Below are 16,193 nucleotides of genomic sequence, written 5' to 3'. Positions count from 1 at the left end.
CCCAAAGCGTTTATACTACCCTCTTCCGGCCCCGGCGTTTTCGAGCGTCCGGCCAGCGCCAGCGAGAGGCGCTGCTGGGACGGGAAGGGAGACAAGCAGCGATGCTGCACGACTGGGGCGTAATCGCCGCCGCGTTCGCCTATATCGGCCTGTTGTTCGGCGTCGCCAGCTATGGCGACCGGTTGTCGCCGAGCCAGCGCGGCCGCGCCAGCATGCTGATCTATCCGCTGTCGCTGGCGATCTACTGCACCTCCTGGACCTTCTTCGGCTCGGTCGGTTTCGCCACCCGCACCAGCATCGACTTCCTTGCGATCTATGTCGGCCCCGTCCTGATGATCGGGCTGTGCACGCCGCTGCTCCGGCGTGTGATCCAGCTCGCCAAGTCGCAGAACATCACCTCGATCGCCGACTTCATCGCGGCGCGCTACGGCAAGAGCCAGGCGGTCGCCGCCACGGTGGCCGTGATCGCGATCGTAGGCTCCGTGCCCTACATCGCACTGCAGCTCAAGGCGGTGGCGTCCTCGCTGGAGACGATCCTGACCGAGGACAAGCTGTTCTCCTCGATTCCGTTGATTGGCGACATCGCGCTGGTCGTGACACTGGCGATGGCGGCATTCGCCGTGCTGTTCGGCACCCGCCAGACCGACGCCACCGAGCACCAGCACGGCCTGATGCTGGCGATCGCCACCGAATCCATCGTCAAGCTGGTGGCCTTTCTCGCCGCCGGCGCCTTCGTCACCTTCTGGATGTTCACGCCCGTCGAGCTGATCGAACGCGCGATGAAGACCCCGGAGGCGGTGCGCGCGATCGACTACGTGCCGTCGATCGGCAATTTCCTCACCATGACGCTGCTGTCGTTCTGCGCGATCATGCTGCTGCCGCGGCAGTTTCACGTCAGCGTGGTCGAGAACTCCAGCCCCGAGGAGGTCAGCCGCGCCCGCTGGCTGTTCCCGCTCTATCTGGTCGCCATCAACCTGTTCGTGATTCCGATCGCGCTCGCCGGCCTCGTCACCTTTCCCTTCGGCGCCGTGGACAGCGACATGTACGTATTGGCGCTGCCGATCGAGGCGGATTCCCCGCTGCTCAGCATTGCCGTGTTCGTCGGCGGCATGTCGGCCGCAACCGCGATGGTGATCGTGGAATGCGTCGCGCTCTCCATCATGGTCTCCAACGACATCGTCCTGCCGCTGGTGCTGCAGCGCAGCCCCGCAGCGCGCGCCGGCAGCAAGGATTTCGGCGACTTCCTGCTCAGGATCCGGCGCTTTGCGATCTTCGCCATCATGGTGATGGCGTATTTCTACTATCGCGCGCTCGGCAATGCGCAGCTGGCGGCGATCGGCCTGTTGTCGTTCGCAGCGCTTGCCCAGCTGGCGCCGGCCTTCTTCGGCGGCCTGTTCTGGCGCGAGGGAACCGCCCGCGGCGCCATGACCGGCATGCTGGTCGGCTTTGCGGTGTGGGCCTATACGCTGTTCCTGCCGAGCTTCCTGGAGGGCAATCCGACAGGCCTGCTGCTGCTGCAACACGGACCGTTCGGCATCGAGGCGCTGCGTCCGCGGGCGTTGTTCGGCGCCGATCTGCCGCCGCTGATGCATGGCGTGCTCTGGTCGCTCTCGCTCAATATCCTGACCTACATCGTGATGTCGATCGCGCAGCGGCCGTCGTCGATCGAACGGCTGCAGGCGGATCTGTTCGTGCCCAACACGCTGGCGCCGATCGCGCCGACGTTCCGGCGCTGGCGGACGACGGTTACCGTGCAGGACATCCAGAGCACGGTGGCGCAATATCTCGGCCCCGAGCGCGCGGCCCAAGCCTTCGAATCCTTTGCGGCCGGCCATCGCGGTAATCTCGATCCGGCCGCGCCCGCCGATTTCGAATTGCTGCAACACGCCGAACGGCTGATCGCCTCCTCGATCGGGGCCGCCTCCTCGCGCCTCGTGATGTCGCTGTTGCTGCGCAAGCGAACCGTCTCCGCCAAGGCCGCGCTGAAGCTGCTCGACGATTCCCACGCCGCGCTGCATTTCAACCGCGAGATTTTGCAAACCGCGCTGAACCATGTGCGCCAGGGCATTGCGGTGTTCGATGCGGATTTGCAGTTGATCTGCTCGAACGCCCAGTTCGGCGAAATTCTCGCGCTGCCGCCACACCTCGTGCAACTCGGGATCCCGCTGCAGGAAATCCTCGAATTCATGGGCGCCGTCAGCCCGGCCGACTTCGGCGACCACCCCGATGGATTGCTGCAGCGGCGGCTGGATGCCTACACCACCGAAGGCGAGCCCTATCTGGAGCGCCTGCCCGACCGCCACATGGTGATCGAGGTCCGCTCCAACCGGATGCCGGGCGGCGGCCTCGTCATCACCTTCTCCGACGTCACCCCGAGCTTCGAGGCCGCCGAAGCGCTGGAGCGCGCCAATGCGACGCTGGAAAAGCGCGTGCGCGACCGCACCGAGGAACTGACCCGCCTGAATTCCGAACTGGCGCAGGCCAAGAGCACCGCCGAGGACGCCAACATCTCGAAGACCCGGTTCCTGGCGGCCGCCAGCCACGACATCCTGCAGCCGCTCAACGCGGCGCGGCTCTATGTGACAAGCCTCGTCGAGCGGCAGAATGGCGGCGAGGATTCGCGCCTGGTCGAGAACATCGACGACTCCCTGGAGGCGATCGAGGAAATCCTCGGCGCGCTGCTCGACATCTCGCGGCTCGATGCCGGCGCCATGACGACCGCGATCACCAGCTTCAAGATGGCTGACCTGATGCGCTCGCTCGAGATCGAGTTTGCGCCGCTCGCACGCGCCAAGGGGCTGGAATTGACCTTCGTGCCCTGCTCGCTGCCGGCGGAATCCGACCGCTTGCTGCTGCGACGGCTGCTGCAGAATTTCATTTCCAACGCCATCAAATACACCCCGCGCGGGCGCGTGCTGGTCGGCTGCCGCCGCCAGGGGCAATCGCTCAAGATCAGCGTCTACGACACCGGCGTCGGCATTCCCGTGACCAAGCGCGGCGAGATCTTCAAGGAGTTCCACCGCCTGGAACAGGGCGCGCGGATCGCGCGCGGCCTCGGCCTTGGCCTCTCCATCGTCGAGCGGCTGGCGCGGGTGCTGAAGCACGGCATCGCGATCGACGCCAACGCCAGTGGCGGCTCGGTGTTTTCAGTGACGGTGCCTGTCGCCAAGGCGATCAACCACACCGCCGCCGTCACCAGTGCGACGCCGCTCTCCAAAACACCGATGAGCGGGGCGCTGATCGTCTGCATCGAGAACGACGCGGCGATCCTCGACGGCATGAAGACGCTGCTGACGGCGTGGGACGCCGAGGTGATCGCGGTGACCGACCCCGACGCCGCGATCGCCGCGATCGAATCCTCCGGCGGCAGCGTGACGGGCCTTCTGGTCGACTACCATCTCGACCGCGGCAACGGCGTCGCCGCGATCCGCGAGATCCGCCGCCGCTTCGGCGAAAACATTCCGGCCATCCTGATCACGGCGGATCGCAGCCCGAATGTGCGGGCGGCCGCACGCGAGGAAAACATCGCGATCCTCAACAAGCCAGTGAAGCCAGCCTCTCTCCGCGCCCTGCTCGGCCAGTGGCGGGCGCAACAGATGGTGGCGGCGGAGTAGGCGCTATCATTCCGGGGCGGCCCCCGAGGACGGTCAGTCCCGGAATTCCTGGAGAAGTTTGGACGAAACTGATGTATTTTCCTCCGCTCGCCCCGCCTTCTAGTAACGCTCGTGCGTATGAAGATCCGTCTTAAAGTAGCTGCACCAGCCCCTAATCTTGACTTGATCCGCTCCAGTAAAAGGAACTCCCGAGTTTTGTGAAGGACCGTCCCACGTGTCCTGCGGTCCTCTCCAAATCCTAATTGCCGCACTAACAGTGTCCCAGCTCATTCGGCACTCCTTTCGGGAAAGTCTTATTTCATGTGCGTCGCGTGCAGACTCATCGCCTTATCCGAGGGTCAGATTCCTGTATCACCAACAGCTCCAAGCCATGCCGTGGATCATGCTGGATCGTACCGGCAATGAAACCGTGGCCACGCCCAACCGTGGTACAACTGTTAAGGGGACTTACGACCCTCAATGTGCGGGTATCGAGCGCTCCCTTTATAACTTTCTCGACCCGAACGTTCAGCACAACCAATCCAGAGCCATCTAGAAGCATGGCGTTAGGTTCTCTGTTGATGACCGTCACTTCGGCTATCACCGGCACTTCGACGTCCGGGATATGATCAAATAGGATACCGACCTGTGAACTCGGTAGGAGACAAGCCTTTGCACTGCCCGATGCAAGACACAAAGCAATCAAACACAATGACTGCGCGCAACGCTTTGCCGTCTTCCTACGGAATACGAATTGAGACATGTGGTACATGCTCCCTGTGAAGGTTTGCGGCGCCGCCCCCAACTCTCTTTGTCTGGTTCTGGCCTGCAGCAGATAGACATACACCGCAGCGGCTTGGCGCGAGCCCGGATCCATTTCACCACTGGACCCGTTGCTTGATGGATTCCGGGCTCGCGACTTCGTCGCGCCCCGGATGACGACCGGGATCAACCCGTCGGCGTGCCCTGGCGCCACTGGCCACCGGAGATCTTCGCCGCCGCGATCACGGCCTGGGTCCGGCTTTCGACGCCGAGCTTCTGCAGGATCGCCGAGACATGCGCCTTGATGGTCGCTTCCGACACGCCGAGCTCATAGGCGATCTGCTTGTTGAGCAGGCCCTCCGACAGCATCATCAGCACCCGCACCTGCTGCGGGGTCAGCGTGACCAGGCGATCGCGCAGCCGCGCCATGTCGGGATCGTCGGCCGAGGAGAGATCAGTGTCCGGCGGAACCCAGACGTCGCCCTCCATCACCTTCATGATGGCATCGCGCAGCGTTTCGACGCCGAAGCGCTTGGGGATGAAGCCGGAGGCGCCGAAATCCAGCGACCTTCGGATCGTGCCGGCATCGTCGCTGGCGGACACGATCACCACCGGGATCGCCGGGTATTGCGCGCGCAGGTAGATCAGGCCGGAGAATCCGGAGATACCCGGCATGGTGAGATCGAGCAGGATCAGGTCGACGTCGGAATCCCGTTCCAGCAGCGCGGTGAGATCGTCGAACGATCCGGCCTCGCTGACGACGGCCGACGCCACGACGCTCGCGACCGCCTGACGCAAAGCATCGCGGAATAGCGGATGGTCATCGGCGATGACGAGGCGGGTATTGGCAGCAGCAGTCATCTACTTCTTGTGAAAAGCGTTGCGGCAAACCGGCGACCATTTTTCCGCAGGCCTGCCAAGCGGTCTGGCAATTGTCCCCTGCCCGGCTGTCGCATGCAAGCGCCCAATCCTCTCACGCGGCAAAGCGGTTAACCGCCTCCTTTGTGCACCGCAACAAGACGGCAGGATTTCGTGCGCCCTCATCAATCCCCGAACAGGAGATCGCGGGTCAGCCTGTCGACGGCGCTGACCGCCTGGAGCGCCACGCGCAAACGGTCGCGATCGCGGGCCGGCAATTGCTTGACCGAGACCGTGTTGGTGGGCGGTGTCCCGTGAGCGATATCCTCAATCTGCTGCGACAGGATGAGATCGAGAAATACGCCCTGGGCCTCGACCAGCGCATCGAGATCGCCGTCACTACCGTGAATGAGCGCCTTCACACCCGCCAGCCGCGCCGGCGTCGATCGGTCGGTCACATGGTAACGGATCGCCATGGCCCGCGCCGCGGCGACTATGCCGAACAGCCCGGCTGCCTTGAGATCGATGCGGCCGCCTTCGGTACGGATGCCGCCGAAGAATTTCAGGCTCGCGGGAACGCTGACACTTTCGACCAGGAGCTTGGCGAACGCGACCTGGCCTTCGGCCGCGGCGAAGGCCGCCTGCCTCACGGCCACGGCCAGTCCGCCTTCGCCGTGAACCGCCCGCAGGTCGAAGAAGATGTCGACGGACAGCAGATCGCTTGGATCGGAGCGCATGATCCAGTGGTCGATCCGATTCCGCCACGTTGCGACCGAACCGCGCCAAGGCGCGTTCTTCGCCATCACCCCGCCCTTGCAATACGGCACGCCGGCCTCGTGCAGGATATCCGCGACATGCGTGCCGAGCGCCGCAAACCAGCGATCCTCCTCGCCATCAGGTTCGCCGCGCTCGAAAATCACGGCATTGTCCTGGTCCATCGCCAACAGGCTTTCGCCGCGACCGGCCGAGCCCAGCACGACCATGGAAAAGCCGCACGGGGGCTCCCCCTGGCCGCGCTCCCGCATGATCCGCTCGGCGATCACGGCGGCCTGGCCGGTGAGCGCGCCGAGCTCGCGGGAAATCACTTCCGCGACATCGCGGCCGGAAAGCCCCTCCGCCATCAGAGATTCCGCGACCCGCGGCAGCTTGGCCCAGGCAAGCGCCAGGGCGTGCGCGTCCGCGGCATCGTCGATCTCTTCGCCGAGCGAAATCGCCTCCCCGGCGCGCAACCGCAGCAGGTCTCGCGCGGACAATGCCCCGATCACGCGGCCGGCTTCGTCGACGACACCGAGATGGCGGGTCTTGAGACGGTTCATGCGGCCGATGGCGCGATAGACAAAAGCGTCCGCGGAAACCGCTGCGAGCGGCTGGCTCATGATCTGCCCGACCGGCAAATCGAGCGCGGCCGCGCCGAAGCGAGCGATCGCGCGCAGCACGTCGCGTTCCGTGACGATGCCTGCCTCCGCGGCCTTCACATCGCCGGAAGCGGCATCTGGCGCCACATACAGCGCCGACGTTTTCTCGCTCGCCAGCCGCGCGAGGGCGTCGTGGACCGAAATGTCGGAGGCCACAAAGACCGGAGGCATCCGCATGATGTCGCGATTGCGGTGTCGATAGGCGTAGCTGTCGAAGCGTTTCAGCGTTCGTTCCGCGTCGGCGCGTTCCGGAGCTTCGACGGCCTGGATCCAGCCGGCCCGCGCCTCATCGTCGAGGACGGAGGTAAGGGCGAGGCACGCCCGTTCGGCCTCGGCAATGGTTCGGATGCCGTGGTCGCGCAACTTCGGCACCAGCGCCACAAACACCCGCGCCGCCGTCATGGCGTCGCCGAGCGCGGAATGCCGGTCGACGATGTCGACACCCAGCCAGTCGGCGAGTTCATCCAGCGAATAGCCAGCCAGTTCGGGCGCGGCGATCTGCGCCAACTGCCGCGTATCGAGCGTGCGTGGCCGTATCCACGGCAGGCCGGCGAGATCGCATTCGCGCTTGAGCACCGCAAGGTCGAACCCGACCGCGTGCCCGATCACCGGCGCCTGGCCGAGAAACGAATGGAAGCGCGGCCAGACTTCGGCAAACAACGGCGAGCCGGCGACCATGGCGTCGTCGATGCCATGAATGCGCGTCGTCTCGGCGGCGATCGATTGCCCGGCCGGCCGCAGCAATTGACGGAAGGATTCGCCGGCAACCAGCTTTCCGGCGGAGAGTCGCACCCCGGCAAGCTCGATCGCCCGCGCCTTGCGCGGATCGAGCCCGGTGGTTTCGGTATCGATGACAACGGCGTCGAGCGACAAAAGCGGGGCGCCGCCAATCGTCCTGTCCATCGCCCCTCCCTCTCGCGCGGCAGCCGTGCGATGCCGCGCAACCAGTCCGGCACGAGCGCGCCCTATTTCAGCAGCGCGGTGGTCAACGCGGGCGCATCGATCCGGTCGACCAGTTCATCATGGATGTTGCACAGGCTGACACGGAGGTAGTTGCGCGTGGTCTGGAAATCCCGCCCGCGCAGCTTTTCGTGGATCGGCATCATGGCAAAGTAGCTCTCCGCCAGCGGTTCCGGAATGTCCATCACCCGCTTGGGCGCGTGCCCCCCCACCAGGTCGAGCCGGTGCTCCAGTTCGCCCCGGGCCTCCCGCCATCCGGCCTCGCCGATCGACGGCGGCACCGGATAACGGTCGAAAACTGAAAGGACGACCGCGATGATCTGGTCGAGCACCGCACGGCGATCCTCGCCGGCATGCGGGCGCAGAACAACGTCGACCATCTCGCCCACCATCGAAAGACCGAGCGGAAATGCCTGCCAGCGCGAATGTTCGACCGATTTGGCAAACCCCTCCTCAGCAAACAGCACCTTGGCGTAATGGCCTGCGCGGGCGCGGGAGTATTCGTAGATGCCCTTCTGCACGATGAACGCCGACTGCGCATCGATGAAGTCCGCGAGCGCCTCGCGGTCGCCAATCGGCGGACGTCGGCGAAACAGTTTTTCGAACAACTTCATCCAGTCTTGTCCTGCCGATCGACCAGGGTGACTTCGTCAGCTTACCCTATCCGGTCCCGCCAAGTTGAACGTTCTAAACGGCGCGTCGTTAGCAGTTGCGGCATTTCCGCATCTCAACACTTCACTCCCGTTCGCAATTGCAACAATTTATACCCCCGAAAGTATAATGAAGCCCTGACCGTTCGTAGTGTTAGCCTTCGTTGTCTCCAAACCCGGCACAAGACCGGCAGAGCAGCGGCAAGGGGGGCGCCGCACTGAAGGGATTTGTTTCCCCTCGATCATTTCATCCCGGCGCATTTGCCTTGCCGGTGCTTTGAGGGAGGAATGCAATCCATGGCTGACTCTACAAGTATGAAAGAGAAAGAAGAAGCGCACTGGGCAAAGACCTCGCGTCTGATGTTCACGCATCTCGGCATCTGGTTCTTCTTCGGCTTCATCATCCACATGTTCGTGAAGCCGCTCAACAATATCATCATTCCGATTCTCGGTTTTCCGCTCGGCTTCTACATGGCCGCGCAGGGGTCGCTGATCGTGTTCGTGGTCATGCTGTTCGTGTTCGCAAAACAGCAGGACAAGATTGATCGCGAATACGGCTTTGCCGAGGAAGATTGAGGGGAAGAGACCATGGCTACGCAAAGCGCTTCCGGCACCACGGATTTCATCAAGAATCTCGGCAAGATGTACGGAACCTATACCGGCGGGTTCCTGGCGTTCATCATCCTGCTTGCAGTTCTCGAGCAGATCGGCGTTCCGAACAAGATCCTCGGCTACCTGTTCGTGTTCTTCACGCTCGCGGTTTACGCCATCATCGGGGTGATGACGCGCACCGCTGAAGTCTCCGAGTATTATGTTGCGGGACGGCGTGTGCCCGCCTTCTACAACGGCATGGCGACGGGCGCCGACTGGATGTCGGCGGCTTCCTTCGTCGGCATGGCCGGCACCCTGTTCCTGCTGGGTTACGACGGCCTCGCATGGGTGCTGGGATGGACCGGCGGATTCGTGCTGGTGTCGATCCTGATTGGACCATACCTGCGCAAGTTCGGCGCCTACACCGTGCCTGATTTCCTGTCGTTCCGGTACGGCGGCAACTTCGCCCGCGCGCTGGGCGTCGTCGTGCTGGTCGCCTGCTCCTTTACCTATGTGACGGCGCAGATTTACGGCACCGGCATTATTGCCTCGCGATTCCTCGGAATGCAGTTCGAGCTTGCGGTGTTTGCGGGCCTTGTCGGCATTCTGCTCTGCGCGATGCTGGGCGGCATGCGGGCGGTGACGTGGACGCAGATTGCACAATACATCGTGCTGATCATCGCCTACCTGACCCCCATCGTGATCCTGTCCACCAAGAATTACGGTATTCCGATTCCGGAACTCACGTACGGACAGGCCATCGCGGATATCACAGCGCGCGAGCAGCAAATGCTGGCGACCGGGCTGACGACGGCAGCAGCGCTGAAGCCGCACATTCAGCCCTTTATCAACTACAGCCCGCTGAATTTCTTCGCGATCATCATGTGCATGATGGTCGGCACCGCTTCGCTGCCGCATATCCTGATGCGTTACTTCACCACCCCGTCGGTGCGCGAGGCGCGTCAGTCGGTCGCCTGGTCCCTGCTGTTCATCTTCCTGCTGTATTTCTCGGCGCCGGCCTATGCGGCGTTCTCCAAGCTGGAAGTCTACACCAACATCATCGGACGCGACCTGACGGCCATCCGCCCCTGGTTGTTCAACTGGGGTGAACTCGGGTTGATCCAGATCTGCGGCAAGAACGCAGGCAGCATCGACGCGATTGTCGCGGCGTGCAAGGCCATTGCCGGTCACCCGGGCGTCGTCCGACTGCAGGACTTCGTCATCAACACGGACGTGATCGTGCTCTCAACCCCGGAGATCGCGGGACTTCCTTATGTGATCTCGGGTCTGGTCGCTGCCGGCGGTCTCGCCGCCGCGCTGTCCACCGCTGACGGGCTGCTGCTCGCCATCGCCAACGCGTTGTCGCACGACGTCTACTACAAGATGATCGACCCCAACGCGCCGACCCTGCGCCGCCTTACCGTGGCGCGCGGTCTTCTCGTGATCGTCGCCGTGATCGCCGCAGCGACGGCCGCAACCAAGCCCGGCGACATCCTGGCCATGGTCGGTTGGGCGTTCTCGCTTGCGATGGCCGGGAACTTCCCGGCGCTGGTGATGGGCGTCTGGTGGAAACGCACGACGGCGACGGGCGCGGTCTGCGGCATCATTGCCGGCTTCGGACTGTGCCTGTTCTATCTCGTGACGACCCGGTACTTCCCGGGCGCCGGCGTGAAGTATTTCGGCATGACGTCGTTGACCAACCCGTTGACAGGAGCGCCGCTGGTCGACATCGCGAAAGCCATGGCGTTGCCCAATGCCATGGAGAGTTTCCCGACACTCGCCCACCCGATGGCCAACAAGGTCGGTTGGTTTGACCTCAACAACATCGCCTGCGGGTTGTTGGGAACGCCACTGGGCTTCGCGGTTATCTACATCGTCAGCAAGCTCGGCAAGGAGCCGTCGGCGGAAATGCAGGCCTATGTCGACGACATCCGGAAGCCGCGCGGCAGGACAGTGCTCGAGGAGAGGACCACCTAGTAGGTTTTTGAAGACTGGAGATCGATGGACGGGGCCCTTCAGGGGCCCCGTCTTTGTTTGTCGCACCATATCCGCCTTGCCCGGATATCGCACTCTTGCCATTGTTAGCCGAGAGCGGCTGGTTGCGATGATCGGCCGGTTGTCTCACCGTCAGGCTGCGAGGAGAAACGTCCTTGGATATTGCAAGCTCGCTCTCCGCGTACTGGTATTTCCATCTACCGAACTTCATTCTCGCAGTGCTGATGTACACGCTGCTTGGCCGCGCCCTGCTCGGCTTGATGGTAGATGCGGACTCGCCGAATTACATCTGGCGATTTTTCTGCCGGATCACCGATCCCGTCGTCGCAGCTGTCGCGACCGTGACGCCGAAGGTGACCCCTCCGGTGGTGGTTTGGCTGTTCGGCTTCGTCTGGCTGTTCTGGCTGCGTGTCGCGCTTCACTACACATTGTTGTTGTTAAATCTCGCTCCCCGGGTCGGCGGAGCGGCATCATGAGCCGCAATTTCTATTTCATCGGAATCGCGTTTTTCGGAATGATCAATGGCATCTTCAATCAGCTCGCGCTGATTTTCACGCTGCTGTATGTCCAACTGCTCGCCGGTCCGCTGCTGTTTGGCAGCCTGTCGCTGACGCTGATGTTCGCATCGCTGATGGTTTCGACAGCGACCGTCATCCTTGGCGGAATTCCGGCGGCAATCTACGAACGAATCACCGGCGCCTCGGAATCAAGCGACGCCTCGCTCTGGATATGGCTTGCTGGAACCGCCCTTCTGGCGCTCCCAGCCGCCGGTAACTTTCTCAAGACCGGGCTGTAAGCGTCGATACGCGGTGTTGAGGACACGGCGCGCTGCCGCTACGCTATGGCCGCTCTCAAATCCGGTATACAGGCCCCTTTCATCGACGGAGTCGCGGATCATGGAAGAGATGCGCCGTATTGCCTATGAAACGGTGCTTCGCGCATGCGGCTTCGCGTCGCTCGCCATTTTCTGCGTCATGATCGGCCTCTCCTTCCTTCCGCGTTCCGCTTTTCAGGCGGGAGGCTTCCTGAGCATGCTGATGACCCTCGTTCTTGTGCTGAAGGCCCACGAAGCCCGGACCAAGGATCACCGCCGCACCGAGATGTGGCTCTATCTTCCCAAGGAAAGCCGTCCGCCTCAGTCCTTCGCGCAAAAGACCATCTCGACGATCATGCGCGAGACCTATCTCCTGTTCGCGCGCTGGACCGCGATCGTCACCATTGTGATGTGGAGCGTCGCGCTTTTTTTCTCCGTTATTGGACTTTAGTTCGAGACAGCGGCAACCGGCGGGGCTCCGGGGGCGGTCAAGTCTCTGCTTGCTGCTTGTTGGACCGGCCAAATGCAAACCAGGCCAAAGCACTGAGAAAGGTCCTGAATCAAGGCCATCCATGGTCCGGAAAACAACGCTGCCTACCGATTACGCATGGAATCATACAAGGGCGGCAGGGACACGTCCCGATCGGGCGCAGATGCTCAGCGCCAGCCGAAAGTACTATTGGGCCAAGCTTCGCGAACATGTAGGAAACCCTGAAATAATCGAGCGTCGATCTGACGCCACGCACATCTTCGCGAGCATAAAAAAAGGGAGCGATTCGAAAAATGTCTACAATGGTTGCCACCTCCGGCAAGTCCGGAGGAATGACGAAGGACGAACGCTTCGTCATCCTTGCATCTTCGCTTGGTACCGTCTTCGAATGGTACGACTTCTACCTTTACGGGTCGCTCGCCAGCATCATCGGTGCACAGTTCTTCTCGGCCTATCCGCCGGCGACCCGCGACATCTTCGCGCTGCTGGCGTTCGCCGCCGGCTTCCTGGTCCGTCCGTTCGGCGCCATCGTGTTCGGACGCGTCGGCGACATCGTCGGCCGCAAATACACCTTCCTCGTCACCATCCTGATCATGGGCCTGTCGACCTTCATCGTCGGCCTGTTGCCCAACGCCGCCACCATCGGTATCGCGGCGCCGATCATCCTGATCGCGTTGCGCCTGCTGCAGGGCCTCGCGCTCGGCGGCGAATATGGCGGAGCTGCAACCTACGTGGCGGAGCATGCCCCGATGGGCAAGCGCGGCTACTACACCTCGTTCATCCAGACCACTGCAACGCTCGGCCTGTTCCTGTCGCTGCTGGTGATTTTGTTCACCCGTACGGCACTCGGCGAGCCTGACTTTGCGGCCTGGGGCTGGCGCATTCCGTTCCTGGTTTCGGTCCTGCTGCTCGGCGTTTCCGTCTGGATCCGGCTGCGGCTGAACGAATCGCCGGTGTTCCAGAAGATGAAGGACGAGGGCAAGGGCTCCAAGGCGCCGCTGACCGAAGCCTTCGCCAACTGGAGCAACGCCAAGCTCGTTATCCTGGCGCTGATCGGCGGCGTGATGGGCCAGGGCGTGGTGTGGTACACCGGCCAGTTCTACGCGCTGTTTTTCCTGCAATCGATCCTCAAGGTCGACGGTTACACCGCCAACCTTCTGATCGCCTGGTCGCTATTGTTCGGCACCGGCTTCTTCATCGTGTTCGGCGCACTCTCCGACAAGATCGGCCGCAAGCCGATCATCCTGGCGGGCTGCCTGATCGCGGCGCTGACCTTCTTCCCGATCTTCCGGATGATCACCACCAACGCCAACCCGGCGCTGGAAAAGGCGATCGAAGCCACCAAGGTCGAGGTGGTGGCGGATCCCAAGGGTTGCGGCGATCTGTTCAATCCGGTGGGAACCCGCGTCTTCTCCGCACCTTGCGATACCGCACGCGCCTTCCTGTCGCAGTCGTCGGTCAAGTATTCGACCAGCTACGGCGCAGCAGGCTCCGGCGTGAAGGTCGTCGTCAACGGCAAGGACATCGCCTACGCCGACGCCAAGACCTCCAACCCGGCGGTGCTGGCAGCAGTTCAGGCTGCCGGCTATCCGAAGGCCGGTGACGCCGGCATTGTGAAGATGTCGCATCCGTTCGATATCTTCAAACCGCAGATCGCGGCGATCATCGGACTGCTGTTCATCCTGGTGGTCTACGTCACCATGGTGTATGGGCCGATCGCCGCGATGCTGGTCGAACTGTTCCCGACCAGGATCCGCTACACCTCGATGTCGCTGCCCTATCACATCGGCAATGGCTGGTTCGGTGGATTGCTGCCGGCGACCTCGTTCGCGATCGTGGCCTCGACCGGCGATATCTACGCGGGCCTGTGGTATCCGATCATCTTCGCTTCGATCACCGCGGTTGTCGGCTTCTTCTTGCTGCCGGAAACCAAGGACGTCGACATCACGAAGTAACCGGTTTCGTTCGGCGGCGGCCGGACGAAGAAACGACGAACCGGCTGCGGAGCGATCCGCGGCCGGTTTGCTTTTGCAGGCGCCTCAATCTGTGGCGCCGATGAACTGCAGCACGATCTCGCGCCGGTGCGGCCGCGCGCGATGCTCGACCAGATAGATCGCCTGCCACGTGCCCAGCGCGAGCGCGCCCTGCAGCACCGGGATGTGCAGCGAGGTCGCGGTCAGCATGGTCTTGATATGCGCCGGCATGTCGTCCGGCCCCTCGGTATCGTGGCGCCATCCGGCATTCTCGGGCGCGAGCCGGTTCAGCGCCGTTGTCAAATCGACGAGCACGGCCGGATCGGCATTTTCCTGGATCGTCAGCGACGCCGAGGTGTGACGGATGAACAGCGTCACCGCGCCTTCGCGCGCCCGGGCGTCGCGCACGAATTTGGCAACCTCGGCGGTGAGATCGGTAAAGCCCGCGCCTGAGGTCTGCACGGTCAGCAGCGAGGATACGATGGTGCTGGCGGCGACGGCGGAGGGCGCGGTGCGGGAATGAGATTTGGGCGATGTCACGATCAATCTCTCCACACGTCGTCCCTGCGAACGCAAGGACCCATACTCCGCGGCCTCTCGATTTCAGGCGATCGGAGTTGACACTCTTTGCAAACAACCAACAGCGGTGGTTATGGGTCCCTGCGTTCGCAGGGACGACAATGAAAAAGCCACACCCGTCAAATCTTGCCGTTGAGGTCCCTCTGCACCCGGTTGGCCATCTCGATCAGGCGCCGCCAGGCCCGCTCGAGGAACGACATCATGCGGTCCATGTCGCGGTCACTCGGCAGCGGGATTTCGATCTTGCGCTCACCGTCGGCCACTTTCGGCTCGCTTTTCTTCAGCGAGTCCGATTTCGGCAGGACCTCTTCGATCTTGCCGGGCACCGTGGGCTCGCGCGAGGCGAGGTCCGCCTTGAGCCTTTCATTGTCGGCCTGCAGCCGGCCAATGTCCGCTTGCAGCCGGCCGATTTCCGCGTCCATCGCCGCGCGTTCGTCGGGGACGGCGTAGCAGGCCCAGCCCGCGCCCGAATTGTTGCAGGTCGAAATCGCACCGGTTCTCGTATCGAGCCGGAGCACGCCATCTCCTGTCGGTGACAGCGCATAGCGGCCGTTGTCGGTTTCAGGCAGCGCGCCCGCGAGCGCCTGACCGGTGCCTGCGAGACAAACGGCCAGCACGATGCGCTTTAAGAATTTCGAGGACGATTTCGCTGTGCTCATGGGCTTGCTCCCGCCTCAGGACAGTTCCGGTTTCCTCGACCGCCGGGGCGCTTTCAAGGCATGCCTCTAGACCTTTGAGCTATAGGGCGCGCGGCCGGATTTCAACGCATCTTCCAGCAATTCGAGGCGGTCCTGGCCCCAGAACACTTCGCCCTCCAGCACGTAGACCGGCGAGCCGAACACGTCGGCTGCCAGCGCGTCCTGCCGGTTCTGTTCATACGCCGCACTGATTTCCTCCGCGCCGGAGCGCTCCACCAATTGCTTGCCGGGCAGCCCCGATTCGTCGGCGAGTTTCGCGATCGTTGCGGGATCGGCGAGATTGAGCTGATCTTCCCAGACGGCGGCAAAGGCCCGGCGCAAATAGCGGTCGGGATCGTGGCTGGCCTCGAGCGCCGCGAGCACGACGCCATCGGCCAGGCGTGCATTGAACGGCCAGTTCGCCGGCTGCAGATGAAATTTCAGCCCGCGCTTGTCGCGCCAGCGCTGCAGTTCGACCATCCGGTAGCGCTGACGTACCGGATGGCGCTTCATCAGGGGCAAGCCGCCGGTCTCTGAAAACAGATCGACCAGCACCACCGGCCTGTGATTTACCTTGAGATCATAAGTACTTACCAGATTCAGGAACGTCTGATGCCCGATATAGGCCCAGGGCGATTGGAGCGAGAAATAGTAATCGACCTGACGCGGCATGCGGGCTCCGCTACGAGGGATTTTCGCTTCGCTCGGGACATCCCAACAGAGCGCTCAAACGTGCGCAAGATCGATCCGTGTGGCAATACTGCTGCACTGCGATCACGGGTCCACAGTGTCGCAGGCAGCAACTGAATAAACCAAATAAAATCAATGAAATAGCT

Annotated in this window: 13 protein-coding genes; 7 read left to right on the top strand and 6 right to left on the bottom strand. The window is 62.8% G+C overall.

The annotated features are described in order from the left end of the window. The first annotated feature begins 101 nt into the window (after nucleotides 1-101). Nucleotides 102-3,614: a PAS domain-containing hybrid sensor histidine kinase/response regulator gene (locus V1293_RS27225; protein WP_334513755.1), complete on the top strand. Its 3,513-nt coding sequence runs from the start codon at nucleotides 102-104 to the stop codon at nucleotides 3,612-3,614. Between the two features lie 927 nt (nucleotides 3,615-4,541). On the opposite strand, the gene V1293_RS27220 is transcribed toward V1293_RS27225, so the two are convergent. The 3 genes from V1293_RS27220 to V1293_RS27210 all read right to left on the bottom strand — a co-directional run bounded on the left by V1293_RS27220 (nucleotide 4,542) and on the right by V1293_RS27210 (nucleotide 8,202). Then, nucleotides 4,542-5,216 carry a response regulator transcription factor gene (locus tag V1293_RS27220; protein WP_334513752.1) on the bottom strand — a complete coding sequence of 225 codons (675 nt, stop codon included), beginning with the start codon at nucleotides 5,214-5,216 and terminating at the stop codon, nucleotides 4,542-4,544. A 182-nt stretch (nucleotides 5,217-5,398) separates the two neighbouring features. After that, complete coding sequence (locus tag V1293_RS27215; RefSeq protein ID WP_334513751.1) at nucleotides 5,399-7,531, bottom strand: DUF294 nucleotidyltransferase-like domain-containing protein; 2,133 nt, start codon at nucleotides 7,529-7,531, stop codon at nucleotides 5,399-5,401. 62 nt (nucleotides 7,532-7,593) lie between these two features. Then, nucleotides 7,594-8,202 (bottom strand): hypothetical protein, encoded by a 609-nt coding sequence (locus V1293_RS27210; protein WP_334513749.1) that lies wholly within the window; start codon nucleotides 8,200-8,202, stop codon nucleotides 7,594-7,596. 333 nt (nucleotides 8,203-8,535) lie between these two features. On the opposite strand from V1293_RS27210, the gene V1293_RS27205 reads away from it, so the two are divergent. From V1293_RS27205 to V1293_RS27180, 6 genes are all read left to right on the top strand, one after another. Further along, complete coding sequence (locus V1293_RS27205) at nucleotides 8,536-8,814, top strand: DUF4212 domain-containing protein (RefSeq protein ID WP_334513747.1); 279 nt, start codon at nucleotides 8,536-8,538, stop codon at nucleotides 8,812-8,814. 12 nt (nucleotides 8,815-8,826) lie between these two features. Further along, entirely contained in the window at nucleotides 8,827-10,806 is a 1,980-nt protein-coding gene (locus tag V1293_RS27200; protein ID WP_334513745.1) for a sodium:solute symporter family protein, read from the top strand. Nucleotides 10,807-10,979: 173 nt separating this feature from the next. Next, nucleotides 10,980-11,300 carry a hypothetical protein gene (locus V1293_RS27195; protein ID WP_334513743.1) on the top strand — a complete coding sequence of 107 codons (321 nt, stop codon included), beginning with the start codon at nucleotides 10,980-10,982 and terminating at the stop codon, nucleotides 11,298-11,300. After that, a complete protein-coding gene (locus V1293_RS27190; protein WP_334513742.1) occupies nucleotides 11,297-11,620 on the top strand; it encodes a hypothetical protein in 324 nt (107 codons plus the stop codon). Before V1293_RS27195 ends, V1293_RS27190 begins: the two co-directional genes overlap by 4 nt. Before the next feature lie 100 nt (nucleotides 11,621-11,720). Beyond that, entirely contained in the window at nucleotides 11,721-12,089 is a 369-nt protein-coding gene (locus tag V1293_RS27185) for an integrator complex subunit 1 (protein WP_334513740.1), read from the top strand. Between the two features lie 371 nt (nucleotides 12,090-12,460). After that, complete coding sequence (locus tag V1293_RS27180; protein ID WP_442894374.1) at nucleotides 12,461-14,083, top strand: MFS transporter; 1,623 nt, start codon at nucleotides 12,461-12,463, stop codon at nucleotides 14,081-14,083. A gap of 84 nt (nucleotides 14,084-14,167) precedes the next feature. Here the strand turns inward: V1293_RS27180 and V1293_RS27175 are convergent, their stop codons facing one another. The 3 genes from V1293_RS27175 to V1293_RS27165 all read right to left on the bottom strand — a co-directional run bounded on the left by V1293_RS27175 (nucleotide 14,168) and on the right by V1293_RS27165 (nucleotide 16,029). Continuing rightward, entirely contained in the window at nucleotides 14,168-14,641 is a 474-nt protein-coding gene (locus V1293_RS27175) for a secondary thiamine-phosphate synthase enzyme YjbQ (protein WP_334513736.1), read from the bottom strand. Nucleotides 14,642-14,799: 158 nt separating this feature from the next. Continuing rightward, entirely contained in the window at nucleotides 14,800-15,339 is a 540-nt protein-coding gene (locus V1293_RS27170; protein WP_334513734.1) for a hypothetical protein, read from the bottom strand. A gap of 66 nt (nucleotides 15,340-15,405) precedes the next feature. Beyond that, nucleotides 15,406-16,029, bottom strand: a complete 624-nt coding sequence (locus V1293_RS27165) for a 2-hydroxychromene-2-carboxylate isomerase (RefSeq protein WP_334513732.1) — start codon at nucleotides 16,027-16,029, stop codon at nucleotides 15,406-15,408. Nucleotides 16,030-16,193: the final 164 nt, after the last annotated feature.

The sequence above is a fragment of the Bradyrhizobium sp. AZCC 1693 genome (assembly GCF_036924745.1).
In the GTDB taxonomy this organism is placed as follows: domain Bacteria; phylum Pseudomonadota; class Alphaproteobacteria; order Rhizobiales; family Xanthobacteraceae; genus Bradyrhizobium.
This window is presented reverse-complemented; position numbering and strand designations above follow the sequence as displayed.

Bases quoted from the DNA above. Each gene is read 5' to 3' on its own strand.
- V1293_RS27225 (WP_334513755.1), top strand. From the start codon at position 102: ATGCTGCACGACTGGGGCGTAATCGCCGCCGCGTTCGCCTATATCGGC.
- V1293_RS27220 (WP_334513752.1), bottom strand. From the start codon at position 5,216: ATGACTGCTGCTGCCAATACCCGCCTCGTCATCGCCGATGACCATCCG.
- V1293_RS27215 (WP_334513751.1), bottom strand. From the start codon at position 7,531: ATGGACAGGACGATTGGCGGCGCCCCGCTTTTGTCGCTCGACGCCGTT.
- V1293_RS27210 (WP_334513749.1), bottom strand. From the start codon at position 8,202: ATGAAGTTGTTCGAAAAACTGTTTCGCCGACGTCCGCCGATTGGCGAC.
- V1293_RS27205 (WP_334513747.1), top strand. From the start codon at position 8,536: ATGGCTGACTCTACAAGTATGAAAGAGAAAGAAGAAGCGCACTGGGCA.
- V1293_RS27200 (WP_334513745.1), top strand. From the start codon at position 8,827: ATGGCTACGCAAAGCGCTTCCGGCACCACGGATTTCATCAAGAATCTC.
- V1293_RS27190 (WP_334513742.1), top strand. From the start codon at position 11,297: ATGAGCCGCAATTTCTATTTCATCGGAATCGCGTTTTTCGGAATGATC.
- V1293_RS27185 (WP_334513740.1), top strand. From the start codon at position 11,721: ATGGAAGAGATGCGCCGTATTGCCTATGAAACGGTGCTTCGCGCATGC.
- V1293_RS27180 (WP_442894374.1), top strand. From the start codon at position 12,461: ATGACGAAGGACGAACGCTTCGTCATCCTTGCATCTTCGCTTGGTACC.
- V1293_RS27170 (WP_334513734.1), bottom strand. From the start codon at position 15,339: ATGAGCACAGCGAAATCGTCCTCGAAATTCTTAAAGCGCATCGTGCTG.
- V1293_RS27165 (WP_334513732.1), bottom strand. From the start codon at position 16,029: ATGCCGCGTCAGGTCGATTACTATTTCTCGCTCCAATCGCCCTGGGCC.